Source organism: Exiguobacterium sp. LL15 (assembly GCF_024436095.1).
Taxonomy (GTDB): Bacteria; Bacillota; Bacilli; order Exiguobacteriales; family Exiguobacteriaceae; genus Exiguobacterium_A; species Exiguobacterium_A indicum.
This window is the reverse complement of sequence record NZ_JANFNX010000003.1, coordinates 201,619-228,458: the sequence shown is the minus strand read 5'-3', so window position 1 is coordinate 228,458 and position 26,840 is coordinate 201,619. Positions and strand designations below refer to the sequence as shown.

Annotated in this window: 25 protein-coding genes, 1 pseudogene and 1 riboswitch; of the genes and pseudogenes, 17 read left to right on the top strand and 9 right to left on the bottom strand. The window is 49.0% G+C overall.

The annotated features are described in order from the left end of the window. Positions 1 to 39 precede the first annotated feature (39 nt). From yycF to rlmH, 8 genes are all read left to right on the top strand, one after another. A complete protein-coding gene (yycF, locus tag NOM72_RS14180; RefSeq protein ID WP_023469844.1) occupies positions 40 to 747 on the top strand; it encodes a response regulator YycF in 708 nt (235 codons plus the stop codon). Between the two features lie 2 nt (positions 748 to 749). Continuing rightward, complete coding sequence (walK, locus tag NOM72_RS14175; protein WP_055969786.1) at positions 750 to 2,600, top strand: cell wall metabolism sensor histidine kinase WalK; 1,851 nt, start codon at positions 750 to 752, stop codon at positions 2,598 to 2,600. Continuing rightward, positions 2,597 to 3,913: a two-component system activity regulator YycH gene (yycH, locus tag NOM72_RS14170; RefSeq protein ID WP_023469842.1), complete on the top strand. Its 1,317-nt coding sequence runs from the start codon at positions 2,597 to 2,599 to the stop codon at positions 3,911 to 3,913. The genes walK and yycH overlap by 4 nt, the downstream gene beginning before the upstream one ends. A 6-nt stretch (positions 3,914 to 3,919) precedes the next feature. Then, the gene (locus NOM72_RS14165) at positions 3,920 to 4,756 is read left to right on the top strand and encodes a two-component system regulatory protein YycI (protein WP_023469841.1); all 837 of its coding nucleotides are present in this window, start codon (positions 3,920 to 3,922) and stop codon (positions 4,754 to 4,756) included. Between the two features lie 10 nt (positions 4,757 to 4,766). Beyond that, positions 4,767 to 5,558: an MBL fold metallo-hydrolase gene (locus NOM72_RS14160; RefSeq protein WP_023469840.1), complete on the top strand. Its 792-nt coding sequence runs from the start codon at positions 4,767 to 4,769 to the stop codon at positions 5,556 to 5,558. Positions 5,559 to 5,664: 106 nt separating this feature from the next. Beyond that, positions 5,665 to 6,954: a S1C family serine protease gene (locus NOM72_RS14155; RefSeq protein WP_255999377.1), complete on the top strand. Its 1,290-nt coding sequence runs from the start codon at positions 5,665 to 5,667 to the stop codon at positions 6,952 to 6,954. A 144-nt stretch (positions 6,955 to 7,098) separates the two neighbouring features. Continuing rightward, on the top strand, positions 7,099 to 7,260 hold the full coding sequence (locus NOM72_RS14150) for a CxxH/CxxC protein (protein WP_082487265.1): 162 nt from the start codon (positions 7,099 to 7,101) through the stop codon (positions 7,258 to 7,260). Between the two features lie 72 nt (positions 7,261 to 7,332). Next, positions 7,333 to 7,812 (top strand): 23S rRNA (pseudouridine(1915)-N(3))-methyltransferase RlmH, encoded by a 480-nt coding sequence (gene rlmH, locus NOM72_RS14145; RefSeq protein WP_255999376.1) that lies wholly within the window; start codon positions 7,333 to 7,335, stop codon positions 7,810 to 7,812. Between the two features lie 293 nt (positions 7,813 to 8,105). On the opposite strand, the gene NOM72_RS14140 is transcribed toward rlmH, so the two are convergent. Further along, complete coding sequence (locus NOM72_RS14140; protein ID WP_255999375.1) at positions 8,106 to 8,267, bottom strand: hypothetical protein; 162 nt, start codon at positions 8,265 to 8,267, stop codon at positions 8,106 to 8,108. Between the two features lie 244 nt (positions 8,268 to 8,511). On the opposite strand from NOM72_RS14140, the gene NOM72_RS14135 reads away from it, so the two are divergent. Beyond that, positions 8,512 to 9,573: a PD-(D/E)XK nuclease family protein gene (locus tag NOM72_RS14135; RefSeq protein ID WP_255999374.1), complete on the top strand. Its 1,062-nt coding sequence runs from the start codon at positions 8,512 to 8,514 to the stop codon at positions 9,571 to 9,573. A gap of 65 nt (positions 9,574 to 9,638) precedes the next feature. Here the strand turns inward: NOM72_RS14135 and NOM72_RS14130 are convergent. From NOM72_RS14130 to NOM72_RS14120, 3 genes and pseudogenes are all read right to left on the bottom strand, one after another. Continuing rightward, positions 9,639 to 9,830 (bottom strand): annotated as a pseudogene (locus NOM72_RS14130) (IS30 family transposase); the annotation flags it as partial. A gap of 448 nt (positions 9,831 to 10,278) precedes the next feature. Then, complete coding sequence (locus NOM72_RS14125) at positions 10,279 to 10,518, bottom strand: hypothetical protein (protein WP_055969774.1); 240 nt, start codon at positions 10,516 to 10,518, stop codon at positions 10,279 to 10,281. 15 nt (positions 10,519 to 10,533) lie between these two features. After that, positions 10,534 to 11,154, bottom strand: coding sequence for an HNH endonuclease family protein (locus NOM72_RS14120; RefSeq protein WP_029343013.1), 621 nt, complete (start codon positions 11,152 to 11,154; stop codon positions 10,534 to 10,536). 192 nt (positions 11,155 to 11,346) lie between these two features. Here NOM72_RS14120 and NOM72_RS14115 point away from each other — a divergent pair, with 192 nt between their 5' ends. The 5 genes from NOM72_RS14115 to NOM72_RS14095 all read left to right on the top strand — a co-directional run bounded on the left by NOM72_RS14115 (position 11,347) and on the right by NOM72_RS14095 (position 17,390). Further along, positions 11,347 to 11,544, top strand: coding sequence for a hypothetical protein (locus NOM72_RS14115; protein WP_050678572.1), 198 nt, complete (start codon positions 11,347 to 11,349; stop codon positions 11,542 to 11,544). Between the two features lie 82 nt (positions 11,545 to 11,626). Then, entirely contained in the window at positions 11,627 to 12,814 is a 1,188-nt protein-coding gene (locus NOM72_RS14110) for a DUF4317 domain-containing protein (RefSeq protein ID WP_035395462.1), read from the top strand. 191 nt (positions 12,815 to 13,005) lie between these two features. Further along, the gene (locus tag NOM72_RS14105) at positions 13,006 to 14,070 is read left to right on the top strand and encodes an alpha/beta hydrolase (protein WP_023469830.1); all 1,065 of its coding nucleotides are present in this window, start codon (positions 13,006 to 13,008) and stop codon (positions 14,068 to 14,070) included. Between the two features lie 16 nt (positions 14,071 to 14,086). Beyond that, positions 14,087 to 16,846 (top strand): glycoside hydrolase family 3 protein, encoded by a 2,760-nt coding sequence (locus NOM72_RS14100; RefSeq protein ID WP_255999373.1) that lies wholly within the window; start codon positions 14,087 to 14,089, stop codon positions 16,844 to 16,846. 31 nt (positions 16,847 to 16,877) lie between these two features. Beyond that, entirely contained in the window at positions 16,878 to 17,390 is a 513-nt protein-coding gene (locus tag NOM72_RS14095; RefSeq protein WP_255999372.1) for an SF0329 family protein, read from the top strand. A gap of 45 nt (positions 17,391 to 17,435) precedes the next feature. Here the strand turns inward: NOM72_RS14095 and NOM72_RS14090 are convergent, their stop codons facing one another. Together NOM72_RS14090 and NOM72_RS14085 are read right to left on the bottom strand one after the other, a co-directional pair. Next, on the bottom strand, positions 17,436 to 18,431 hold the full coding sequence (locus NOM72_RS14090; protein ID WP_174316727.1) for a tRNA dihydrouridine synthase: 996 nt from the start codon (positions 18,429 to 18,431) through the stop codon (positions 17,436 to 17,438). Between the two features lie 107 nt (positions 18,432 to 18,538). After that, positions 18,539 to 20,146 carry an FMN-binding glutamate synthase family protein gene (locus tag NOM72_RS14085; RefSeq protein WP_055969760.1) on the bottom strand — a complete coding sequence of 536 codons (1,608 nt, stop codon included), beginning with the start codon at positions 20,144 to 20,146 and terminating at the stop codon, positions 18,539 to 18,541. A 142-nt stretch (positions 20,147 to 20,288) separates the two neighbouring features. Here NOM72_RS14085 and NOM72_RS14080 point away from each other — a divergent pair, with 142 nt between their 5' ends. Continuing rightward, entirely contained in the window at positions 20,289 to 20,783 is a 495-nt protein-coding gene (locus tag NOM72_RS14080; RefSeq protein ID WP_055969757.1) for an LURP-one-related/scramblase family protein, read from the top strand. Positions 20,784 to 20,800: 17 nt separating this feature from the next. Beyond that, positions 20,801 to 21,322: an NUDIX hydrolase gene (locus NOM72_RS14075; protein WP_174316725.1), complete on the top strand. Its 522-nt coding sequence runs from the start codon at positions 20,801 to 20,803 to the stop codon at positions 21,320 to 21,322. 41 nt (positions 21,323 to 21,363) lie between these two features. On the opposite strand, the gene NOM72_RS14070 is transcribed toward NOM72_RS14075, so the two are convergent. Next, positions 21,364 to 22,587 carry an MFS transporter gene (locus NOM72_RS14070; RefSeq protein WP_255999371.1) on the bottom strand — a complete coding sequence of 408 codons (1,224 nt, stop codon included), beginning with the start codon at positions 22,585 to 22,587 and terminating at the stop codon, positions 21,364 to 21,366. Positions 22,588 to 22,765: 178 nt separating this feature from the next. Further along, entirely contained in the window at positions 22,766 to 23,305 is a 540-nt protein-coding gene (locus NOM72_RS14065; RefSeq protein WP_055969751.1) for a histidine phosphatase family protein, read from the bottom strand. 209 nt (positions 23,306 to 23,514) lie between these two features. Continuing rightward, positions 23,515 to 23,592, top strand: a riboswitch (glycine riboswitch). A 160-nt stretch (positions 23,593 to 23,752) separates the two neighbouring features. On the opposite strand from NOM72_RS14065, the gene NOM72_RS14060 reads away from it, so the two are divergent. After that, the gene (locus NOM72_RS14060; protein ID WP_255999370.1) at positions 23,753 to 25,120 is read left to right on the top strand and encodes an amino acid permease; all 1,368 of its coding nucleotides are present in this window, start codon (positions 23,753 to 23,755) and stop codon (positions 25,118 to 25,120) included. 40 nt (positions 25,121 to 25,160) lie between these two features. Here NOM72_RS14060 and NOM72_RS14055 read toward each other — a convergent pair whose 3' ends face one another. Beyond that, the gene (locus tag NOM72_RS14055) at positions 25,161 to 26,690 is read right to left on the bottom strand and encodes a cryptochrome/photolyase family protein (protein WP_255999369.1); all 1,530 of its coding nucleotides are present in this window, start codon (positions 26,688 to 26,690) and stop codon (positions 25,161 to 25,163) included. Positions 26,691 to 26,840 lie beyond the last annotated feature (150 nt).

Here is a 26,840-nt window from a genome sequence, read left to right as displayed (position 1 = left end):
AAAATAGATTGAATAGAAATTTTTAAGGGGGCACACCCAGTGACGGAACGCAAAATTCTAGTCGTCGATGACGAGTTACCGATTGCAGATATACTCAAGTTTAAATTAGAAAAAGAAGGCTACCAGGTCGCGATCGCAAATGACGGCGTGGAGGCATTAGAGAAATTCGAGGAGTTCAAACCGGATTTGATGTTGCTCGACATCATGCTCCCGTTAATGGACGGGATGGAAGTCTGCCGGGAAGTCCGGAAGACGTCGAAGATTCCAATCATCATGTTGACAGCGAAGGATTCCGAAATCGATACGGTACTTGGTCTTGAGCTTGGCGCGAACGATTACGTGACGAAGCCATTTAGCTCGCGCGAGTTACTTGCCCGCGTGAAAGTCCATTTACGCAACACGAGTCCGGAAGCTACACCACAACCCGTTGGACCAGGTCCACTCAAAGTCGGAGAACTGTATATCGATACGAATTCGCATACGGTGACACGTAAGGATCAAAAAATCGAGCTGACGCAGCGTGAGTTCGAATTGTTGCACTACCTCGCGAAAAACATCGGTCAAGTCATGACACGTGAGCATTTGTTACAGACGGTCTGGGGCTATGACTACTTCGGTGACGTCCGGACAGTCGACGTGACAGTACGTCGTCTCCGTGAGAAAGTCGAAGACAACCCAAGTACGCCGGTCTATATCATGACGCGTCGTGGTGTCGGCTACTATCTCCAAGACGGGGAGAATGAATAACGATGTTAAAAGGAACGAACTTCTTTAAATCCATCCAATGGAAACTCGTCGTCATCTATGCCTTATTGATCTTAGTGGCGATGCAGGTCATTGGCGTCTATTTCGTTCGTTCCCTTGAAAAGCAGTACATTACGAACTTCTCGAAGTCGGTCGAGGACCGGGCAGGTCTTGTCGCTTATAACGTCGGGAAGGAATTCGATAAAACAGGCGATGATGAAGCCTCCAAACGGCAGTTGTCCCAATCACTAGGGCAACTGCTGTCTGAGTTTAGTAATGGCTCCACCTCAAGGAACGACATCCTCGAAGTTCAAATCATCGACCAGGACTCGATCATCCAGGCGACATCGGATAACGAGAACCAGTCGGCGGTCGGACAACGAGCGACGAATTCATTGATTAAAAAAGCACAGGCAACGAGCTCGACCCGGACGGACACCGTGCTTGATCCGGAATCAGAGGATAAGATCCGGATCTTTGCCGTACCGGTCACCTCGGAACGAGACGGCGTCACGACCGGTATGATTTATGTCCGCGCCTCGATGGAGTCGATCTATTCGCAGATGCAACAGGTCACGCGGATTCTTGCGACCGGAACGGTCATCGCTCTCGTCATCACGTCGATTCTTGGTGTCTTGCTGTCGCGGACGATCACGCGCCCGATTTCCGATATGCGGCGTCAAGCGATCGAGATGCGACGCGGGAACTTCTCGCGGAAGGTTAAGGTCTATTCGGACGATGAGATCGGTCAGCTTGCCCGTTCGTTCAACGAATTGACGGATGAGTTGCTCGAAGCAAACGCGACGACGGAAGCTGAACGGCGGAAGTTGACGAGCGTCCTAGAGAACATGACCGATGGCGTCATCGCGACGGACCGGACGCTGCGCGTCATCTTGATGAACGATCAAGCGAAGGATATCGTCGGTGCAGATGATGCGAGCGTCGTCGGCACGAACCTGAAGGACTTACTGGCACTCGGTGATGATTTCATGATTCCGGAAGACGGTACGATGCCACCGCGTCTGCTTGATTTCAGTAGTGAGGATGAACTGTTCCTCGTCCGGGCATTCTTCTCGCCCGTCAAGAAACACAGTGGTCCAATAACCGGGATGATCGTCGTCCTGCATGACGTCACGGAACAGGAGCAAGTCGAACAGGATCGTCGCGAATTCGTCGCGAACGTCAGTCACGAGCTCCGGACACCACTGACGACGATGCGCAGCTATCTTGAAGCCTTGGCAGAAGGCGCGTATCAGGACGAGGAACTCGCCCCGCGTTTCCTTGAGACGACACAAAACGAGACGGAGCGGATGATCCGCCTCGTCACCGATCTCTTACAACTGTCGAAGATGGACAGTAAGGAATACAAAATGAACAAGGTCCGCTTCGATTACATTCAGTTCCTGAATGAGATTCTCGATCGCCATGACATGACGAAGCCGGAACGGATTCGTTTCCGTCGTAAGATCATGAAGCGGAAAGTCTATATCCGTGGGGATCAGGATAAATTGATTCAGGTCGCAGACAACATCCTGACGAATGCAATCAAGTACTCACCGGAAGGCGGAACGATCACCGTCCGGACGATGCTCCGGGCAAAACGGATCGTCATCAGCATCAAGGATGAAGGTGTCGGAATCCCGAAAGCGAATCTCCAAAAAATCTTCGAACGCTTCTATCGTGTCGATAAAGCCCGTGCCCGTAAAATCGGCGGCACCGGTCTTGGTCTGTCGATCGCAAAAGACGTCGTTTCAGCACATGGTGGCGACATCTGGGCAGAAAGTGAGTGGGGACGCGGCACGACGATTTACTTCACGCTTCCGTATGAGGTGATCGAAGAGGTGGATGCCGGATGAAGAAACAACACTGGAGTTCGCTGTTACTCGTCCTACTTGTCGCCGGTTCGATCGCTCAGACAGCGATGCTCTGGACCTATCATCCAAGCAGTGAATCAATCGAGCGGGAACAGGTCTCGTTTAACGAGATCGATGCCTCAAAGACGATTGAAAGCAACCAACTGATTAACCCGGAACTACTCGTCTATTCGGATCAGGAAGGGATCTATCAGACACAAATCATCGGTCGGACCTTCCTTAACCGCATCGGTGCGTCGTTTAACATCGGTGTCCTCGTCTTGACGGATAAAGCGAATAACATCCCGGTTGGTGACCGGAGTGTCGAGATGATTTTCCCGACACCGATCAGTGCGACGATTCTTGAAGAGTTACTCGGCGAAAAACAAATCGCCTTCTCGGAACCAATCAAACGGCTCTATTTACTCGATTATGATGGACCAATTCTCCGTCTCGAGTCGGCGACCGGTCGCCTGAAGGACTTCAAGCTCGTCGGCGATGAGACGGTTCTGAAGCGACTGTTCGCACATGATAAGAAAAAACCGATGACACGCGTCGAGCTCAAAGGTGGCGATTATACGTATGTCGCGAGTGGTACGACGCGACTAGAGCAAGTCTTCGTCTATGACGAGGTCGGACAATCGCCAAAACCACTCGATCGCATCCGGAGTGCCTTTTTTGCCGAGAACTCGAACGTCCAGCAAATCAAGAGTCGGGATGATCTCGACGTCTTGACGGACGGTGTCAGCGTTTCGACGTATGACCGAAACTATAATGTCTATCGCTTCAACACGTTATCGCCGAATACCCAAAGCTCGACCGTCGATTACAGCACGCTCGTCAGCTATGTCAACATTCATGGGGGCTGGCTCGATCAAGATACCCAACGCAGTGGTTTCCGGTATTACTTTGATCAGATGAGTAAAAAGAGTGAGGAACAGACGGCGACGTTCCGATTGTATCTGAACCGGTATCCGGTATTTGGGGAGAGTGGTCCGCTGCTCGAACAGACGAAGTTCGATCTCGCGACACTGAAGATCATGTATGAGGAAAATCAAGTCCGGTCGCTCAGTCGTAGCATGCTCCGAGCGAAGCGGAAGCTCATCCTTCGGGAAGAGACGGTGCCAGCTGTTGAAACGGTTCTCGAACGTCTGAGTCGTGCTGACCTCTTAAAAGAGATCAGTGGAATCCGGATTGGATATGAGATGACGTATAAGATTTCAACGAGCCGCTATGCCGTCTTTGAGCCAACGTGGTTCATCAAAATTGACGGTGTCTGGCAATCGATCAATCAAGCTGTCGGGAATGAGGGGTGAGGATGAATGGACTGGAGTAAAGCGAAGACCTTATTGATGCTGACCTTTTTGATCCTGAACGTCTACCTTGCCATTCAATTGATGGACCGGATGGTCGAGCCGCGGATCGTCGCGACGAGTGCGACCGGTAAATCGATCTTGAAGGATCGTCAAATCGATGAGAAAAAACTACAACCGGTTACGCGAGACATCGGCTATTTAACAGCCGAAGTCGATGCGCGAACACTGGCGCCACTTGCGAGTTCACCGATTCGTGACGCGGTCGCTTCCGTCAAGAACGATGTCGAGTGGTCGGTCCGGTTGACGAAACCGTATCGACTCGATGCGAAGACGATGCGGGATTCCGCTTCATCGTTTGTTCAAGCGTCCGTTCGGTATGGTGCCGAATATACATTTTGGAAGTATGATAGTAAGTATCAGGAGATGACATTCGTTCAGACGTATAAGGGACAGCCGCTCTATTCGACACCACAGCAGTCGCGTGAGGACGATGCGATGATCGGACCGTCCCTGCTCGTCTTGCAGCTCAACGATGCGAAGGAAATCGTCAGCTACAAACAACGCCACTTGAACAAGGTCGTCCGGCAAGCGCAGGACGTGACGTTGTTATCGGCAAGTGAAGCGATCGTCCAGTTGTCGGAGCAAGGCTTGTTCCCGGCATCGAAGCGGTTGACGAGTCACAAGCTCGGTTATTTCTGTCTCGTCACGGAAGGCACGGAATCGGTTCAAATCCTGCCGCCGACGTGGCAAATCGAGCTCGACAACGAGGAAGTCTACTTCGTCAATGCGATTGACGGCGGTGTCCAGACCGTCGAACGATTGGATACAGTCTCAGAGAAATGAGGAATGCACGATGAGCCTACACTACAGCGTCATGGCCAGTGGCTCGACGGGGAACGCCCTCTATATCGAAAGTGAACAGACCCGCTTGCTCGTCGACGCGGGATTGACCGGCAAGGCGATGCTCGCCTTGTTCGACCAGATCGACCGGTCGCCACATGGCATCGATGGTCTGTTCGTCACCCATGAGCACTCCGACCATATCAAAGGCGTCGGCATCATGGCACGGAAGTACAATATCCCGCTCTATGCGAATGAAAAGACGTGGGCGGCGATGGAAGCGAAGATCGGTAAGATTGATCCGGCGCTGAAGTTCCTCTGGGAAGTCGGAGAGGTCAAGCAGTTCGGTGACATCGAAGTCGAATCGTTCAACGTCAGTCATGATGCAGCGGATCCGATGTTCTTCCAGTTCGCGCACGAAGGAAAACGGTTGGCGCACATCACGGATACCGGATACGTCTCGGACCGGATGAAAGGTGTCATTCGGGGCGCTGATGCCTATATCTTCGAAGCGAACCATGATATCGGCATGCTTCAGATGGGACATTACCCGTGGAGCGTCAAACGACGGATCCTCGGAGATTACGGACACGTCTCGAACGAGGACGCCGCGATCGCGATGAGCGAGGTCCTGGATGACCGGACGAAACGGATCCACATGGCCCACTTGAGCAAGGACAACAACATGAAGGAACTCGCCCGGATGAGCGTCTCCCAGACGCTCGCGAGCCGTGACGTCGATTTGAGTAAGATTCAGCTTCTCGACACGGATCCGGTCATTCCGACACCGCTCCTAAAGCTTTGATTATGGGAAATTACTGAATATGCTCAAAAGACCCCCACATTTGGCTCACTTGCCACGTGATGGGGGTATACTTGTGTAAAGAGAGTCATAAAGGAGGCGTATGTCGATGGATCGACCGGAAGAACCACGGAACGAATCCGAACGATACGAACAGTCATCCGATGAGAGCGGCTTCCCGCCCCGTCAGCCGGCAACGAGCGAACCGGTCAGCCCTTATCGTGAACCATATGAAGAACAACCAGAACCACCGCGTCGTCGCGGTGCCGGAAAAGCCTTTTTCGTCGGTCTGATCGGCGGAATCGTCGGAGCCTTGTTGATTGCCCTCGTCGCGTGGCCGTTCGTCCGCGATGAGATGACGAGTCCGACTCCGGTTTCGTCGACGACAGCGGAACAGACTGCGACACAGACGACAGAGGATGAGGCCGACATCGTCGGTGCGGTCGGTAAGACGAAGGAAGCCGTCGTGAGCGTGACGAACCTTCAGAGCTCGTTCCAAGGAACCGATCAGGAAACGGGTGCAGGGTCCGGCGTCATCTATAAAAAAGACGGCAATAAAGCTTACGTCGTTACGAACTACCACGTCGTTGAAGGGGCGAGCCGCTTGTCTGTCACGTTATCTGACGGAACAGCACTCGAGGCAAAAGTCCTTGGGGAAGATCCGACGTACGATTTAGCGGTCCTCTCGATTGATTCATCGAAAGTGACACAAGTCGCAAAACTGGGGGATTCGGATACGTTACGTGCCGGTGAAACGGTGCTTGCGATCGGAAACCCACTCGGGATCTTTGCGAACTCCGTCACGCGAGGTGTCATCAGTGCGCAGGAACGGTCTGTCCCCGTCGATACGAACAAGGATGGGCAGCAAGACTTTAATACAGAAGTCATTCAAACCGATGCAGCAATCAACCCGGGGAACTCCGGTGGAGCGCTCATCAACACAGCCGGTCAATTGATCGGGATCAACTCGATGAAGATTGCAGAAGCAAGTGTCGAAGGGGTCGGATTTGCGATTCCGATCAACGAAGCGTTACCAATCATGCGTGACCTCGAGCAAAATGGTGAAGTCGTTCGTCCACAGCTCGGGATTCAGATTCGTGACGTGCAGGAATTCCCAAGCGGGTACCGCGAAGATCGACTGAAATTACCGAATGATGTCACGAAAGGAATCGTCGTCGTTGGTCTAACCCGTAATAGTGGAGCCGAAAAAGCGGGAATGAAGGCAAACGATGTCATCGTTGAGATCAACGGAAAAGCGATCGCATCGTTCGCCGATCTAAAAAGCGTTCTCTACCGGGATGCAAAAGTCGGTGATACGGTCAAAGTCACGTTCTACCGTGGCGGTGAAAAACAGAAAGCAGATGTGAAGTTGTCGGCTCAGTCGCCAACCGTTCAGTAAGGTATCACCTAAAAACCATCCACAGGTCCGACCTGTGGATGGTTTTTTTGAGTATGGAAACCTGCGACTTTTTCGGTCAGGAAGGTCGATATTTGTTATACTGGAAGCGGATAAATGTGGATAAGTGAAAGGAGGAGACAACCTGTGGATAAGTACGTCTGCTTAGAACATGTCGAGCTTGCGCTTGACGAAATCGTAGATGAAACAGAACAATACCCGATTCTCGATCAGCTAAATCCAGAAAAAAACATTATCTGTGAATACTGCGAGGCACCGGCAACATATCTTGTGTCAAGCAAAAAATAAATATCAACATGTGGATTTGTGGATAACTCTGTGGATAACTCCTGAATTTTCTGTCAGAAAGCGAGAAAAAAGATGCAAATTACCATCATTACGGTCGGAAAGCTAAAAGAGAAGTATTTGAAACAAGGCATCGCCGAATATACGAAGCGTCTCGGCGCCTACTGTTCGATCCAAGAAATCGAGGTCGCGGAAGAAAAGGCACCGGAGCAGTTGAGTGAAGCGGAGATGGCGCAAGTGAAGAAAAAAGAGGGCGAACGGATTTTAGCGAAGATTGGACCAGACGTTCATGTCCTCGCACTTGCTATCGAAGGAAAACAACGGACGAGTGAACAGTTCGCAAAAGAACTCGATCAACTCGCGACATACGGCAAGAGCAAGATTGCCTTCGTCATCGGTGGATCACTCGGTCTTGCACCAGAAGTGATGCAGCGTGCAAATGATACAATCTCGTTTTCGAAGATGACATTCCCGCATCAGTTGATGAAGATGATCCTCTGTGAACAGATTTATCGGGCGTATCGGATTAATCGGAATGAGCCGTATCATAAGTAAATTTCTAAACAAAAGTCAGGAAGCATCATTATGATCACTATTCGACAGATCTATTAAATTTTATTTAAAGAAAGAATGGTATTGAATTAATTGGATTGAATTCTATCTCCTATTCAAATGAAGATGTAAGGAAAAATGAAGTGAGTATAGAAATGGACCATATCACTTAAATCAAATACAATGAGCTTGCCCTAATTTAAGTAAGATTAATAGATTAAATGTGACAAGCTAGTTTTGTTGAACTCATATAAACTGTCCCCCCTAAGCAATGTAGCTTAGGGGGGACAACATACTTACTTATCTAATTCTTTTTCTAGCCGGGTGATTTTACTTGGATTTTTTAAGCACTCTTCTGTTTCACGCATTTTACGGATAACATTGGTTTCGTGTTGTTTAATCATAGCATCTTCATCAAAGATACGATTTTCTTTTGGGATACGCTTTAGAAAAGGCAAGAGTCCTTGATTATCATAATAGCGTAATTGAGAAATGAATTACTCGTTTTGGCAGCTTGACCAATGGAATAGTCCGACGTTATTCTCCTTTCTGGATTACCATAGAATAAAATGGATTAAATGAATATGTATTTTTGAAATATATAATGTATCCGTATTCTAGAGGACTAACGGTAAAGATTTTTGAAAAATGTTTTAATATATGTTGGTAAAATGCTAAAACTCTGCGAAGGGAGCGAAGCTGATGTTGTCATCGTATTCGAAAATCTATAACCTGTTACGTCAATCTGAATCTAATCCCTACGAAGATTATTTGACCGAAATCATTGCTCCGATTTTCGAACAACCGGATTTATTGACGAATTTTTTTAAACGGTTTGCAAATGTGGATTTGTATGAAATTAGTCATGTGAAGGCATATACACAAAAAACGTATAATAAACTACACACACATGATACCGACAGTCGACCCGATCTCGTCATCACGTTTAGTGAAAGGGAAACTCCACACATTGTATTTATCGAGAATAAGTTAGGTAGCGGTGAAGGACATCATCAATTGCAACGTTATCGAGAACATCTTGAGCAAAGTGAAGAAGAAGGATTTTCGACATACCTGTTTTATATCACTCAATATTTTGATCCCAAACAAGTTGCTACATTCTCAACCAAGTTCTTTCAATTGCAATGGTTTCAACTTTACATGATGCTGCAGGAAAATAACAAACAGGATTTGTACTACAAACAAGTGCTCAAATATATGGAGGATATTGAATTGAATAAATCAAGAACATTCCTACCTCAAGATGTATATGCGATTCAAAACTTAGGAAGAACCATTTCGATGTTAGATCAATGTCTCAACGAAAAGACGATGCACATGTTTACGAATTTATTTGGAAAGCCGAAACCATGGGGGAATCGTGCGATTGAACTTCGTGATTATAATCGGTACGTCATTCAAAATGATCAAAGTGATTGGAAATTTATCGGCTGCGGATTTAGTTTTGAACAAGCTGATTATCCAGAAGTGTCTGTCTATATAGAGGTTCACCCGAACAGTAAACACAGATTAATTTTGATGGATGCATTCAAACAATTCGCAGAAGTGAATGAAGGATGGGTCTATGAAGCGCCAGAAGAGCGAAATGACTGGTTTATGTTGTACGCTGACCAATCTTTGACGCATTTCTTAAGTACACAAGACCACATAGATGAGATTGAGATATTTTTCATACAAAGATTGAAAAAATTGAATGAACTCAAGCAAAGTTTGTCACAATTGAATTGGATTGTGGTCGAGTAAGACGAAATGATACTAAGTAAGTAGATGGATTTCAAAACCATCTGCTTTTCTATTGGGACGGTTTGTCAAATTAAGAGCAACACTTCTTCAGAAAAGACCTCGTATGCTGTTTTCCGATTGAGACACTTTCGTGGACGATTGTTGATTCGAGAGAGTGCGTAATCTAGTTCTGCTGAGTCAACCATCCCGAAGTTCGTTCCTTTTGGGAAGAATTCATGCAGAAGGTCATCGGCGTTCTCATTGCTGCCACGTTGCCATGGCCGGACGATTTCAGATGTAGCACGTGAATATGAACTTCCTTATACGACTGTGGAACGGTTGTTTTATCAGTACGCTTCAGTCGATACAGTGGGACAGGTGATACACATCCTTATCGAGGAGTTCGCCACGAGAAAAGGACATCACTATGCGAAAATCATTCTTGATGCCAAGGCTGGACGTCTTCTATCCATCGTCTCGGGCGGGATGTATCGGCGATTACGGCTGTGCTCCAAGATGTACTGGGAGGTGTTCGTTCTGTAGTCAGTGATTTTGCACCTGGGATGGCGAAAGCAGTCACTTCTGTCTTTCTGGATGCAGCGCCTTGAGGGTCGTTAAATTAACGACCAAGCGTTATGGTGATGAACCAAATAATAACAATCTCATTTAAAATAGTTGAGAACAAAACAGACGCCGTCCATTAACTTGGACGGCGTCTGTTTTTCATTATGTTCGCTCCAGTACATTGACGAGCATCTGATGGATGACGTCATGATCCCGGACATCGTGGACACGATAACTGCCAGGTAACGTATAGATGTCTATCGCCCCGACGTAAGCAATCTTCAGTTCCAACGTTCCGTTTTCCTGACAAGTCGTCCGGAGTTCGAGTTCACCGCTGATGACACCAACTTCTTGCGTCATCACACCATGTGTGGCAGTAAAGGTAGAGGTTTTCGTTTCCATCGAATCGACTCCTTTTTAGTATGTACATGTGTTCAACATCGTCTGTAGCGCTGTTTTTTCACTCGATTGTAAGCTGAGGTTCCAGCGGCTCTTCGTATTGATCCACATCTTCGAGTAGGCACAGCTCGCACCTGCCCGTGTCGGCTTCCATGTCGACGGATCCTGATCCCCTTTTGAACGGTTCGAGCTTGCAGAGACAGCAATCAATTGCGGACCTGTCAAATCGTTTGCGAATGCTTGACGTGTCGTCGTCGTCCAGCTGCTTGCTCCTGAACGCCATGCTTCCGCAAGCGGTACGACGTGATCGATGTCGAGGTCAGACGGATTCGTGAATGTCAGTCCGTCATAGTAACTATACCAAGAACCAGATGTAACGGGGCACGATCCGACATATGAATCAGCGTCACGTTTTAAGACGACTTGTCGTGTATCACAGCCGCCTCCTTGACTGCTCCAGTGCGGGAACAAATCACGCGAATAACCGGTCATGCTGCCTTCTGTTTTAACCGTTAAGGCATCGAGTTGAGACTGGGCCGTCGCTTTCGATGAGATGCCCGATGGTAACGCGGAAACAGACGTCGTATCGAATTGGAAAGCGGTCAGGCAGACGAGCGTAGTGATGACGATGGACTTGATGGCTTTGAACACGTGTCATTCCTCCTATGTATGAGACGAGATGATGTGAAGACACCCTTCACAATTTTTAGTATGGCATCACTTATTTAGGAAAAAATGAATATCGTGTAAATGTTATTAAAATTAAACTTTTGTCATTATATAGAAGGGTCTGATGTTAGGATTTAGGTGGAGAAGAAAGGGGACTACATAATGAACGAACGAATCAGAGGATGGTTGATCGTGTTCGGAATCTTTTTAGTCGTAAGTGGCACGTTGACGGAAGCGCAACGTTATTTCAACACAAAAGAACTAGAAAATTGTATCGCGCAAGCTCGCGCTGCCCACCAGGAATATGAATATGAGATCGTTAATCCTGTCACACGCGCGTATTCATTCCGTGCGCATTGATTTTCTAAAAGATGTCGGGTCATCTCGCATATGGTACGCTTTTCAGGAAGCAGGATTTTAATGATTCGAGGAGCTGGTATGCATGAATAAAAAAGACATCGCCGACATCCGTCGTCACTTCAAGATGGATGCCGATTTACTAAAAATCCATGAAATCTACAACGTCTATATTCGAAAAGAGACGAGTGAAATCTATCATGAGGAAGCCCGACCGTTTCCATTGCTTGATCCGGAGCAACAGGAGCTGTTCCTTGCGAACTTCAAGAAGGTACTAGGTGGAAAACTCGACGTCAAGCTGTTCGAGGTCAAGTTCACGCATCCGGAAGAAGGGGAGACGGGTCATACGCAGCAGCTCCTTTACGAAGGACTGTATGCGGAAGAGCCGGAGGACTGGGTCGAACAGATGCAGACGATGGCGTTGAAGATGGTTCAAGACGTCCAGTACGAGAATGACCTCGTCGTCACGTTCATTCGCGGACAATACTATAAAACGACGAAGCGCCAAGCAGATGAGACAGAGATCGATCCGAATGACGACGTCTATACGACACCGTTCATTCTCGGCAGCCTTAACTTAACGGAGTTACCGAAACAATCACTCGTCTTTGATTTTGTCGAACGCGAATTCAAGTCGAACTTATTCATCAATCCGGTCATCAAACTGGCATCGCCGATCGGTGGATTTCTCTTCCCGACCTTCACCGACAACGCAGCAGACGTCAATCATGTCTTGTATGCGGCGGGCAAGCCGAATAAACCGGATTTTGGCTTCCTTGAAAACGTCTTGAACGGTCAACCGATCGTCACGGCAGATGAGGATAAAGCGATCTTCGAGGAAATCGTCAAATCAGTCGTGGGTGAATCGATGGATACGAAGACGTTAGCTGGTGTCTATGAAAACATCAACCAGTTGATCGTCGTCGAAGAGGATCAGGATGAAGAAGAAGTACCGATGCTCGACGTTCAGGAAGTCGAGCGTGTCCTCAAGGCAAGCGGTGTCGAAGACGTCAGTACAGAACAAGTCGAACGGGCGTTCAAGACGGTTGTTGATGATCCGACGTACGAGATGAAGGCGAGTAATATCGTCCCGAACTATGAAGCGAAATCGATTAAAATCAATACGAAGGTCGCAAACATCGCGATCAGTCCGCAAGACTTGAAGTACGTCAAACAAGTCAACTACCAAGGAAAACGCTGCTTGTTGATCGAGGTCGAGGAAGACACGGTCATCGATGGCTTTACGATCGTTTCACAAGAACAATTACGATGAGGATCAGCGCAGGCGACTGCGCTGATTTTTTTAGGTGAAACATTTGCTTCTCCTGTCAAAGACAGGTATATTGTGATGTAAGCGGTCTCTTTTTTGAAAAAGAGGCATTCGAAATTTTTTTAGTAGTTATCGAAAGCGCTTTCGATAGCAGTTTGACAAGAAAGGAAGCGATCCATTTGTCTACCGCATCGATGCAAGATTTACTACGAACGTTACGAAATCGTTCATCGATTCATCAAGATGGACTCGAAATCGTCGATAAGCCGATTCCTGACGTCTCGACTCCAGGAACACTCGATCCGCGTGTCCGTGAGGTCGTCCTCACGCAGCGTCCATCGGTCTCGATTCCAGAAGGGGCGTCGCCAGTCGAACTGGCGCGTGCCGGCATGGGCTGGGACAACGAAGACGTGACGACCCGACAGATTGCGACGGATGTCCTCGTGATTCCAAGATCCGGTACCACGATCGAAGCACGGCTGTATCGTCCGGAAGCGGCGCGTCCAATCCCGCTCGTCGTCTATTTCCATGGCGGTGGTTTTTTCGGGGGCACGCTCGAGACGGTCGAGAATCCGTGTAAGGCATTAGCCGATAAAGGGAACGTCGCCGTCTTGTCCGTTGGTTATCGATTGGCGCCAGAGCATCCGTTTCCGACAGGGCTTATGGATTGTCATGCAGCGATCGATTGGGCAGTCGAGCACGCTGATCGACTTGGGATTGATCCAGGTGCAATCGCTGTCGCCGGTGATAGTGCCGGTGGGAACTTAGCGACGGTCTGTTGTTTGCTCGACCGCGAGCGTCCGATACCGTATATCCGCTATCAAGTCTTGTATTATCCAGTCGTCAACGTTGGGGAACATCCAAATTCGGAATATGACTGGACGCTTGAAGCGTATGACCGACAAACGGAACCGCAGTTACTCGAACGGATCATTTTGTCGCTTCAAGATGAAGAAGGTGTCCTCGAGCAATGGTATGTTCAAGCAAGTGATTCGACGGATCGACGGATCTCACCGTTGTTCGCGACGCTCGATGATCTACCAGAGGCACTCGTCATTACAGGAGAGTTTGATTACTTACGTCTTGAAGGGGAAGCGTATGCGAAAAAACTGGCACGCGCTGGCGTCAAGACTCGTTATCTCCACTACCGCGGGATGGAACATGCCTTTCTTGATAAACTCGGTCTGTATCCGCAAGCCGAAGACAGCTTAGACGAAATTGCGAAGGACTTAAAACGACTCTTTTCTCAAACTAACTAATAAAGGTGGATGACGTATGACATACACACTCGATTGGCAAGCCTATACAAAACTCGCTCGACAAACCGTCGCGGAAGGGGCAGTCCTCTTACAAAATGATGGTGTGCTCCCGTTGCAACCCGCATCGACGGTCGCTGTCTTCGGACGTAATCAGTTCAACTACTATAAAAGTGGAACAGGATCAGGCGGGATGGTCAACGTTACGAACGTCGTCAGTCCGCTCGATATGCTACGCGAAGACGTAACGCTGAACGCAGACGTCCTCAAGGCGTACGAGACGTGGCTTGAAGACCATCCGTTTGACCAAGGTGAAGGCTGGGCAGCCGAGCCGTGGTCGCAAGAAGAGATGCCGCTTGACGCGACACTCGTTCAGCAAGCAGCGCTTGACTCCGATGTTGCCTTGATCATGATCGGTCGTACGGCTGGGGAAGACCGCGACAATACAGCGGACCCAGGGAGTTATTTTTTAACGGAGACGGAACGGGAGATGCTCCGACTCGTGACGACACACTTCAAACAAACTGTGGTCGTCTTGAACGTCGGGAATATCATCGATATGCGCTGGGTCGAAGAGACGGCGCCAAGTGCTGTCCTTTACGCGTGGCAAGGAGGGATGGAAGGCGGAACTGGACTGAGTGATCTTTTGCTCGGCCGCGTCTCGCCGTCCGGAAAATTACCAGATACGATCGTCCGTTCACTCGATGATTATCCGTCAACACCACACTTCGGTCATGCTGATCGCGCGTTGTATCAAGAAGACATCTATGTCGGGTACCGTTACTTCGAGACGTTCGCACCGGAAGCGGTCTTGTATCCGTTCGGTTATGGATTATCGTATACGTCGTTTGACCTTACGACAGACGTGACGACGTCAGCTGATGCTTGGACTGTTACAGCGACGGTGACGAATACCGGGCAGACGAGTGGGAAGGAAGTCGTACAAGGATACCTCGAGAAACCACAGGGACAACTCGGGAACCCGACGCGTCAACTTGTTACGTTCGGAAAGACAGAAGAACTCGCACCAGGTGAGCAAGAATCTCTCACACTCGTCGTACCGTTCGCCTCATTTGCGAGTTATGACGATAGTGGCGTCACCGGGCATAAATCGTCTTATGTCATAGAACCTGGCACGTATCAGCTCTATCTCGGAACGGACGTCAGGTCGGCGGTTCCAGTCGCAAGCCATTCCGTCGAGACGCTTGACGTCACGGACGTCTTAACGGAGAACATGGCACCGGTGAAGGCGTTTGAACGCATCAAACCGCAAGCGACCGAAACGGGATATACGGTGACGTATGAAGCGACACCATTGCGGACGATTGATCCGGAACAACGTCGTCAACAGGAGCGTCCCGTTGAGCGGACGCAGACGGAAGACGCTGGTTGGAAGTTACGCGACGTCAAAGAAGAACGTGTCACGCTCGAGACGTTCCTCGATCAATTGACGGATGCGGATCTCGCGGCAATCGTCCGGGGGGAAGGGATGAACTCACCGCGTGTCACACCAGGAACGGCGGGTGCCTTTGGTGGCGTGACGACAGAACTCGAAGCACTTGGCATTCCAGCAGGCTGTTGTGCGGATGGTCCGTCCGGAATCCGGATGGACATCGGAACGAAAGCCTTCTCGTTACCGAACGGAACGTTGCTGGCTTCGACGTTCAATACGACGTTGATCGCCAATCTATTTGAGATGACAGGTCTTGAGTTACGGAAGAACGAGATCGATACGTTGCTTGGACCAGGGATGAATCTTCACCGTCATCCACTCAACGGACGGAACTTCGAGTATTTCTCGGAGGATTCGTATCTGACTGGAAAAATGGCCGTGGCACAGCTCGACGGGATGCACCGGGTTGGTGTGACGGGAACATTGAAGCACTTCAGTGCCAACAACCAAGAGTTCCACCGGCATGATCTGGATTCGATCGTATCAGAACGGGCGTTACGTGAGTTGTACCTGAAAGGGTTCGAGATGGCAGTCAAGGACGGGAAAGCCTACTCGATCATGACAACGTATGGTGCCGTCAATGGCATCTGGACTGCCGGCTTATATGATCAGAACACACGTATTTTGCGCGATGAGTGGGGCTTTGACGGAATCGTCATGACCGACTGGTGGGCGAAGATCAACGCCGAAGGAACGGAAGCAAACCGTCAGCAAACGGCGACGATGGTCCGTTCGCAAAACGATCTCTATATGGTCGTCGGCGAACCGGGAACGAATCCGTTCGAGGATGATACGTTGACGGCTCTCGCTGACGGAACACTTCGACGTTCCGAGTTACTGCGGAGTGCTGCGAACATCTGTCAGTTCCTGTTACGCTCACCGGTCATGGACCGTGTGATGGGAACAGTATCACCGGTCGAAGTTCTCGGGGCACCGGTCGAAGAGGAGACGCTCGAAGAGCAAGCGGTCTCGCACCAACGCCTCATCAGTGGAGATGCCTTCCCGTTAACGGACGTCACGACGACGACAGGAAGCAGTCATGTCTTCGCTGTCACGGCGGAAGAGACAGGGATGTATCAGGTCACGTTGACGGCACGTTCGAATGCTGGTGAACTGGCGCAGATGCCAGTGACATTGTTTGCGAACAACATGCCGGTTGCGACCTTCACCTTCAATGGAACGAACGGCGAGTGGATCAGTCAGACGAAGGACGTCTTCGTCTTCAACCCGCACAACTATTTGAAACTCTACTTTGCACTCGGTGGTCTCGAGTTAAAAGAGTTGACGTTTACGCTTGCGGAATCGTTTCATATGAAGAACGGCTGATTAGATTAGCCGGACGGAAAGGACGGATTGCGTGCAGTTTTCCATCATCAAAAAACGGGTCGAGCAACTACTCGCCCCGTCGTTACAGGGACGGATTGCTTTTCATGCAGCTGTCTACCGGATTCAAGATAGTCCTAGTCGCGTCTGGGTGACGTTTGACGGAGAAGAGATTCTCGGAGCAGACGACTTTCACTTCGAGCGGGAAGTCGAGCGGCGTTATGCATTACAAGCTGCACAGTTACCGGAAAAACCAGCCGGATCGTTATGGCAGTCCGACTGGTTGAAGCAGTCGCATGCGTTATCCGCTGAGAGTGAACGACAGGTCAAACAGGACGGGTACATGGAGAACTACGAGATGCAACAGGACTTGTTGCAGTACCCGAACCTTGCGTTTGAACAAGCGCTCGTTCATCCACATCCTTTCATCCGTGGCATCGCACGTCTCGACCGACGACTCGGTAAACGGCGCTTCCTGTTGCTGACGCATCAGTCTGACTTTGAACAGTGGTGTGCGGATACGCGGCAAACCGTCGAACACTGGTGACACGAAAAAGCACGCTTCCTCGAGACGAGGAGGCGTGCTTTGCTGTTAAATTGAAAACGAGTTGACCTCGTGAATTCCTTCTTCTTCAACGAAAGCGTCGAGTAAGGCACGTACTTCATCTGTTGAGTTCGTCTCCATCAATTTGACCCGCAGTTCACTCGCGCCGCGGAATCCGCGGACGTAAATCTTGAAGAACCGGCGTAATGGTTTGAAGAGACGTGGCTCGAATTGAGCCGAGTAATGATCGTGCAGATCAAGCTGGAGACGTAACAAATCGAGGAGTTCTTGGCTCGAATGTTCTTTTTTCTCGACTTCGAACGCAAACGGGTTGTGGAAGATCCCGCGACCAATCATGACACCGTCGACACCGTATTTCTCGACGAGTTCAAGCCCGTGCTGGCGATCGTTGATATCCCCGTTGATCGTCAGTAACGTCTGTGGTGCGATCTCATCGCGTAACTTTTTGATTTCCGGAATCAATTCGAAGTGCGCTGGAACGGCGCTCATCTCTTTACGTGTCCGGAGGTGAATCGAGAGGTTCGCGATATCTTGTTCGAGGATGTGACGCAACCAATCGTACCACTCTTCGACCTTCGTGTAGCCAAGACGCGTTTTGACGCTGACTGGGAGACCGCCCGCTTTTGCAGCTTGGATCAGTTCAGCCGCGACTTCCGGACGATTGATCAAGCCGGAGCCTTTTCCGTTCACGGCGACGTTATGGACGGGACAGCCCATGTTGATGTCGATCCCGCTAAAGCCCATCTCTGCCATGCCGATACTCATTTCGCGGAAATATTCTGGTTTGTCGCCCCAGATGTGAGCAACCATTGGTTGTTCATCTTCCGTGAACTCGAGACGTCCGCGGACGCTCTGCTTGCCTTTCGGATGACAATAGCTTTCTGTATTCGTAAATTCCGTGAAGAAGACGTCCGGACGCGCCGCTTTTGCGACGACGTGGCGGAAGACGACGTCGGTGACGTCTTCCATCGGTGCTAAGACGAAAAATGGTCGTGGTAAGTCCTGCCAAAAGTTCTTTTTCATAGTATATTAAACCCTTTCCTTAAGGTAATGCACATGTGTGGTTAAAGAATTTCATCAACTATACACTTTAAGCGCTCTGGCTAAAAAGTGCAAGTGAGTGCTATTCGTTACCGTGAGGAAAGAGAGCGATCCATCATATGCCGTGTCATCCAGTCCGGTCCCGGAATCAGGTGTCCGGCTTCGTCCTTGTAGATGACGTGTTCTGGGCGAAGTTCCGTCGGCGAGACGAGTCCTGCTGCCGCCGTCAGGTTATAAAGACCTTCTCGTAACGAAATGATGTAGTTCGTCACGCGGAAACTTTTTTCGTCGACGATCAGCGCCTTTTGCAGCTTCGGGTCGGTCGTCGCGACACCGACCGGACAGTGATTCGTGTGACAGACTTGCGCTTGGATACAGCCGACATTAAACATCAGACCACGTGCGATATTGACGAAGTCGGCACCGAGGGCGAGAGCTATCGCAATCTTATCGGCACTGATCAGCTTACCGGACGCAAACACTTTGACCTTGTCGCGTAAACCAGCTTCCGTCAGGAGTTGGTGGACGAACGGTAAGGCGGAAAAGAGTGGTAGACCGGCAGCATCCGCGAGTTCTTGGAACGTCGCGCCTGTTCCTCCTTCACCTCCGTCGACCGTCATGAAGTCCGGATGACGTCCGGATTCTTTCATATAAGCAATCAACTGCCGCATGTCTTCAAGATTACCGACGACGACTTTGATTCCGACCGGTTTCCCGCCGATCTCACGTAGACGTTCGACCCAGTCGAGCATCGTCTCTGGTGTCGTGAATTCGTTGAAGCGGTTCGGACTATCGATGCCGACACCGACTTTGACCTTCCGGACAGCAGCAATCTCTTCCGTAACCTTTGATCCTTCGAGGTGACCACCGCGTGTCTTAGCCCCTTGGGCGAGCTTGAGTTCGAAGGCTTTGACTTGCGGTAACTCACTTTTTTTCTGGAACTCATCGAACGAAAAGTCACCGTCTTCCGTTCGGACACCGAACAGACCGGGACCAATCTGACAGATGATGTCGACGTCACCTTTTAGATGAAAATCGGATAGCCCACCTTCACCGGTATTCATCCAGCTGCCTTTAGCGCGACCCAGTCCGATCGAGAGCGCAGTGATCGCCCGGTCACCGAGTGCCCCGAAGCTCATCGCGGATTGACCGATCAGTCCTTTCACTTGATAGGGATGCCGACACGTCGTCGCGCCAATGACCGGAGCATCCTCCTCTTTTAAGAGGTATGGTGAAATTTGCTTCGCAACGAGATGTTCTTTACGTGTAAATAGTTCATCGCGGTCAATCTGATAGATGTGTGTGTCGACACGTTCCGACTGGTCGATGCGTAATTCCTGACGATTCGTTGGAAAGAGGGCGTTTTGTACATAAAAACCAGCTTCTTCAAAATCACGTTCCGATCCAAAACCGAGAATCCGACTTTGATATTTGCCGGAAAGGACGGCCGTCTTGTATTCATTACGGGAGAAGGGTTTCCCTTCGTTATTGTTGAGAAATAAGTATTGGCGGAGTTCCGGTCCCATGTTCTCGAGGATATAGCGCATTTTTCCGAGGACAGGGAAGTTTCGCAGGACCGCGTGTTCTTGCTGACGACGATCGGCGCGCCAGACATGCCAAAGAAGAAGCGGTGGGACAAGTATGATCAACAGGGCGATGGCGAGTAAAATGAAGAGAACAATCGTATCGATAGACATCAAAATTCCTTCTTTCCCGTAGATTCGTGATATGTAAGTTGATACCACCGAAATTCCGGACACAAACGATAATTTCCAGATATTGAATCTTTTCCGTCGATGATCGCGTAAATGAGACTATACACTAAAGGAGGAGACCGGTATGCATACACTCTATATGAAAGAAAAAGCGTTCAGTTTACGTGGACGATTCTCGATTCAAGACGAGGTAGGGCACGATGCCTATCACATCGAGGGTAGTTTTATGAAATTACCGAAGACCTTTACCGTAACGAACCGAAACGGAGAAGTCGTCGCCGAAATCGAGAAGAAAACGTTCAGTTTCCGACCGGTCTTTTATGTCGAAGCAGCAGGGCAATCATTTGAAATTATTAAAGAGCTTACCTTCTTCAAGGACCGCTATACGATTAACTCGGATCAGTTCGAAGTGACGGGTGACTGGTGGGATGTCGATTTTGAAGTTCTACAACAGGGACAACGGATTGGTCGCGTGCAGAAAAAATGGATTTCTTGGACCGATCAGTACATCATTGAAGTCGAAGATGAAGCAATGGAAGAATTGTTGATCGCCCTCGTCGTCGCGATTGATTGCGTCAAGGCGGAGGAAAGTTCAAACTCTACATCTTTCATTGATTAAAAGGGGCATGATTTAGGATGGAACAGTGGGACGTATACACAGCAGATCGTAAGAAAACAGGACGGCTCTGGACACGGGGAACGCCACATACAGCCGGCGATTATCACATGACGATTCACGTCTGTGTTTTTAACGCCAAAGGAGAGATGCTCGTCCAACAACGGCAACCGTTCAAATCCGGTTGGCCGAACATGTGGGATGTGACGGTCGGAGGCAGTGCGATTAGTGGGGATACGAGTCAGATGGCAGCGCAACGGGAACTGTTGGAAGAGCTTGGACTCGATATCGATTTCACAGGCATTCGTCCTCATCTGACGATTCCGTTTGAAATCGGTTTTGATGATTATTATCTCGTCGAGCAGGAAGTGGATTTGACGACGCTGACGTTGCAGGAAGAAGAAGTCCAACGCGTCGCTTGGATGACAGAAGAAGCCATCGTCAACGGAATCGAAGAAGGATGGTTCATCGGTTATCATGAATCATTGATTCGGCTGTTATTTGCCCTTCGCCATAGTTACGGCGCGCATAACGAGACATAAAAACAAGCCCTTCCGGTAATTCGGAAGGGCTTGTTGCTTGATTAAGCGGATTTGCGAAGTGCATTCGTCCGTTTTGGTTTTGTTTCTGGTAAGAAGAACGTAAAGAACAGATACACGGAACAGCAGAGGAAGAAGACGATCATCGAGACCGTATATCCCGCATGGCCGAGTGCGTAACTCCAAATGATCGTAAAGATCGTCTGCGTCGCATAAGCGATTGCCCAGAAGAGACCGAATAAGACGGTAATCTTTTGCGGTGTCATCCCTTTTCGTTCGTGTGCCAAGTTCATGAAGATCGGATACTGGATGTACATCGCAAATCCGGAAATGAACGCAAAGACATACGAAACGAGTGGCGAGATGTTTCCGAACAAGACCGTGACGAGGAAACTCGCGATCATGACCGTCCCGCTGATCAACAGAATCGGTTTACGAGGTGTTCCTTTGTTACCGATCCGTAGACCAACGAACGTTCCGACGATTCCGGCACCGGAGACTAGCAGATTGACGAGCGAACCGTTCAACTGCGTGTACGTATCGAACACAGGTTTCAAGCCAACGAGCGATAAGATATAGAGCGTCAGGAAACCGCCGAAAGCAACCGCATATTTCCAGAGGAATGGATCACGAACAGCATTTCCGTAACCGTAAGGCGTTTCGTCCGCGTCCGTAGCATCGTTCAACTCGAACGATTCACTACCGATCCACCATGCGAAGAAGAGGATCGCTGTCAGACTCGCGAAGATCGTCAACGTCAGTTTCCAGTCACTGACGAATTGATCAGCGAACAAGGTGAACAAGAGCGAAACAACGAATGCACCGACGTTATAGGAGACAGTATTGAAAGCGTTGATGCGTAATTTTTCAGCCGGATCTTGAACGTAACGTGTCACGACCGGGTTCATATAGACGATGACCATTGAACCACCGAGTCCCATGACCATGCGAGCGACCGTATACGCCCAGTAGTTCGGCAGGTAGATGGCGACAATCGACATCATCAGGAAGAACAGTGCGAGTAACGGTGCTTTTTTCGGACCGAGCTTCATCAAGATGAGCGCGGCGAGAATGTTGGCGAAGACACGCGCCGTCGTAATCGAATAATTGACGAGTTGTGAGATGAGGGGGTCAACGGTCTGATTGCCGAAGAAATGCGCCGTGATTTGTGGCGTCAACGACGAACCTGCAACCCAGTTCATGGCGAAGGTCGCATAGGCGAACCAGAGGACGATCATCATGAAATAGCCTTTTTTTGTGGTAGACATAAAAATCCCTTCTTTTCTGAAGTTCCGTTTCATACCTGAATCGAAAACTACTTAACTTTATTATCAATTCGTTTAATATAAAGCCGTTTCGAAGGGAAGTAAAATAGATAGTTCTTATGCTTTTCATAAGTAAAAAGAATAGATTATATCAAGTCATATGCCTAAAATGAATAGATTTTCAAAAAGCTTCCAAGTGTTCGACGATTGTTTGTTGCTGAATACGTGTCACCTTAAAAATATCCGGATTCTTCAGCTGTAAACTTTCTTCGAATCCAAACGTAGGGTCAATCGAATGCAGATATAAAGATAACAAATTCCCATGTGTCACGAGAATGGAACCATCATGCTGTTGCAACGCTTCTTCAACGACACGCGTGATGCGCTTAGTTGCTATCCGGCTAGATTCACCACCAGGACACGTATAGTCTGGATCGATGAACGTTCGACGAAGATGATCCTGCCAATCGTCAAGTGGAATAGCACTTAACCGTCGTTCTTTTAAGTCCTCTTCTTGTGCAACGGGTAGTTTCAGAGCAGTCGCAAGTGGTTGAATCGAGTCGAGCGCTCGGCGATACGGACTCGAAATAAGATGTGTGATTGGAAGCTCAAATAACTGCGTACACAGTCGTTGCGCCTGTTCTTCTCCACGAGGTGTTAACGGGGCTTCCGGTGCTTGACCAGTCGTTTCACAGTGGCGAATCAAGTAAATCGTCGACATGAATGTTTCATCCTTTCGTGATCAAGTCGTGCTGTATGATTTCTGGAAAAGATGGTAAAGTCCTTTTCATAGATTGAAAAATCATTTTGAAAAAGGCGTTGACAAACGCTTTAGAGATTACTAGAATTAGAAACAATTCATCGATGCAGCGACGCATCGGATAATCAAATAAAGAGAAAGCTATGATTGTCATGGGTCACACTATGGCAGGAGCAGCTTCTGGAGAGACCGTGTCGACACGGCGCCGAAGGGTTCACAATCTCAGGCAAACGGACAGAAGAGTAATCACATGCAGCGACGGGCATTCATGGAATGTCGTAGTGGCGTGTATGGGTTATTCCTTTGATTTTGTTGAGATTGGACATTCGTCCAGTCTCTTTTTTTCTTTTTCAGGACCGACAGAACGGTCTGAAGCGTAGAGAAACCATCACAAGGAGGAGTTCAGGTTTGGAACAGCAAGGATTAAAGCGGGATTTATCGAATCGTCATGTACAGTTGATTGCCATTGGTGGAACAATCGGAACAGGGTTATTTTTAGGATCAGGAAAAGCGATCCAACTCGCAGGACCATCGATCATTTTTGCCTACTTACTCGTCGGGATCGCGATCTTCTTCGTCATGCGGGCACTTGGGGAATTGTTATTGTCAAAAGCAGGTTATCAGTCACTCACAGACATCGCAGAAGATTATCTCGGACCACGTGCCGCGTTCGTGACCGGTTGGACGTATTGGTTCTGCTGGATCATGACAGCGATGGCGGACATTATCGCCGTCGGTGTATACGTCAAGTATTGGTTTGATATCCCGCAATGGATTCCAGCCGTTCTTGCACTCTTGATTTTACTTGGTTTTAACTTATTAACCGTTAAATTGTTCGGTGAACTCGAGTTTTGGTTCGCCTTGATCAAGGTCGTGACGATCCTTGCCTTGATCGGTGTCGGAATCGTCTTACTCGCGATTGGTTTTAAAACAGACGCTGGTCCCGTGACGGTATCGAATCTCTGGTCACATGACGGATGGATGCCAAACGGAATTACTGGATTCCTGCTATCGTTCCAAATGGTTGTCTTCGCCTATGTCGGCGTAGAGCTCGTTGGGGTATCCGCAGCAGAAACAGCGGATCCGAAGAAGAACATTCCGTCCGCAATCAATAAGATTCCGCTTCGGATCTTATTCTTCTATGTCGGTGCCTTACTCGTCCTCTTGATGATCAACCCATGGACAGGATTAAGTGCAACAGAAAGTCCGTTCGTCAAGACGTTCAGTCTGATCGGGATTCCGCTCGCAGCAGGAATCATCAACTTCGTCGTACTGACGTCCGCTGCTTCTGCGTGTAACAGCGGAATGTTCTCAACGAGCCGGATTCTGTATAACCTGGGAAATCAACAGCAAGCATCGAACAAGTTCTCGAAGTTGAACAAAAACCATGTTCCGGCAAACGCCTTGTTCGTCTCGACGATCGTCGTCTCAGTCGGTGCTTTGCTCAGTAAACTGTTACCAGGACAAGCATTTAGTATCGTCACGACGATTAGTGCGATCTGCTTCATCTGGGTCTGGGGTGTCATCCTCGTCTGTCATCTCCGGTACAAGAAACAAAATCCGGAACTGCATGCGGCGTCGACGTTCAAAGCGCCATTGACACCACTCGTCAATTACCTCGTGCTCGGATTGTTTGCAGTCATTCTCGTCGTCATGCTGTTTGCTGACGATACACGTCCAGCCTTGTTGTTGACACCGGTCTGGTTCCTCGGACTATTCGGACTGTATCACCTCCGAAAAAAGAAACAACAAGCAGCTAATCAAAAAAGTGCGTAAGCCAAAACAAGCCGGTCGGATCTAATCCGACCGGCTTGTTTTATGGTGTATCGAAAGCACCATCCTGTAATTGTTTCCGAAGTGCTTTCGCTTTCTTGCGAATATCGCGTTTGCTGTCCGCATCGCGCTTTCCCCATTGCCGATACATCATCGACATCCGCTGATTATCAGCGAAGCGTTTTTCATGCCGGTCGATGAAGTCCCAGTACAAGGCGTTAAACGGACAGGCATCCTCTCCGAGCATGTCCTTTTGATGGAACGGGCATCCCTTGCAATAATCACTCATCTTATGGATGTAATTCGCCGAAGCGATGTACGGTTTAGTCGATAACGTTCCCCCATCGGCATGAAGCGCCATTCCGAGGACGTTCGGTAAGACGACCCAGTCGTAGGCATCGATGTACATCTCATTGAACCAATCTGCCGTCTGTTGCGGCGAGATCGCAAACAGATTAGCGAAGTTCCCGAGCACCATCAAGCGTTGGATATGGTGATTGTGGGCATGCTCGACGACGGGACGTAACGATTCTGCGACACAGTTCATGTTCGTCTTCCCGGTCCAGAAAAAGTCCGGTAGATCCGCTTCGTGACGTAGCGCATTGACGGAAGCATAGTCCGGCATCTCGGCTAAGTAAACAGCGCGCATGTATTCACGCCAGCCGAGGATTTGTCGAATAAAACCTTCGACCGCATTGAGCGGAGCATCTTGATCTTCGAGGGCAGCTTCGACTTGACGAATGACTTCTTCCGGTGTCAGCAAGCCGAGATTGATTGCTGCTGACAAGAGTGAGTGCGATAACGTATCTTCACTGGTCAGCATAGCGTCTTGATATGTCCCGAACGTCTCGAGTCGTTCTTCGATGAAACGATGGAGAGCCCGCGTCGCTTCCTTTCGCGTAACCGGCCAATGGAAGGAATCAAGTGCTCCCGGATGATCGGAAAAATCACGCTCGACCTTGTCGATGACGTCCTTTGTGATGCGATCGGGACGAAACTGAACGGGATCCGGAAACGTCGTTCCGGACTTCGCTGGTTTTCGGTTCTCGGCGTCAAACGACCACTTTCCACCAATCGGTTTAGAGCCGTTCATGAGAACGTTTCGTTCCTTACGCAGTTTGCGATAAAACCGATCCATCTTGTATGGTTTGTCGCCGATTGCTTCAATCGCTTCTTCCTGTGTCAGTAAAAACAACGGAACGTCAGAACAGACCTCGACCGTGATCTTCTTCGGTAAGGCGTCTTGCCACTTGTGCATTGCCTTGCGCATCGGTTCGTCCGTAATCGCCGTATAGAATACATGATCCGGATCATGATCTTTCCGGTGCGCCTTGAATGCCTGATCGAACGAGTCGGCTTCCCGGTAATCAACGGTGAAGCCTTTCTCGCGTAGTTCTTCCGCGAAATGCCGCATCGCCGAGAAGACGAGGACAAGTTTTTGTTTATGATACGTCTTCCATTTGGAGCGTGAGGACGCTTCGACCATTAGGATGACGTCATCTTGTTTGTTTGCTTCCTGCAATAAGGGGAGATCGTGATTCAATTGATTACCAAATATCCAGCGTGTCGCCATGAGAGTCCCTCCTTTATCTTTGTTATATGATTACCTTTTTTGAATAAATTCATACGTTCGTGTGTGTTCCAAACGATACTTGCAGGACAATTAAATTTTGTTTATACTATAAGTATTTTACATTAAAAACCAATATAGTTGATAAATTGA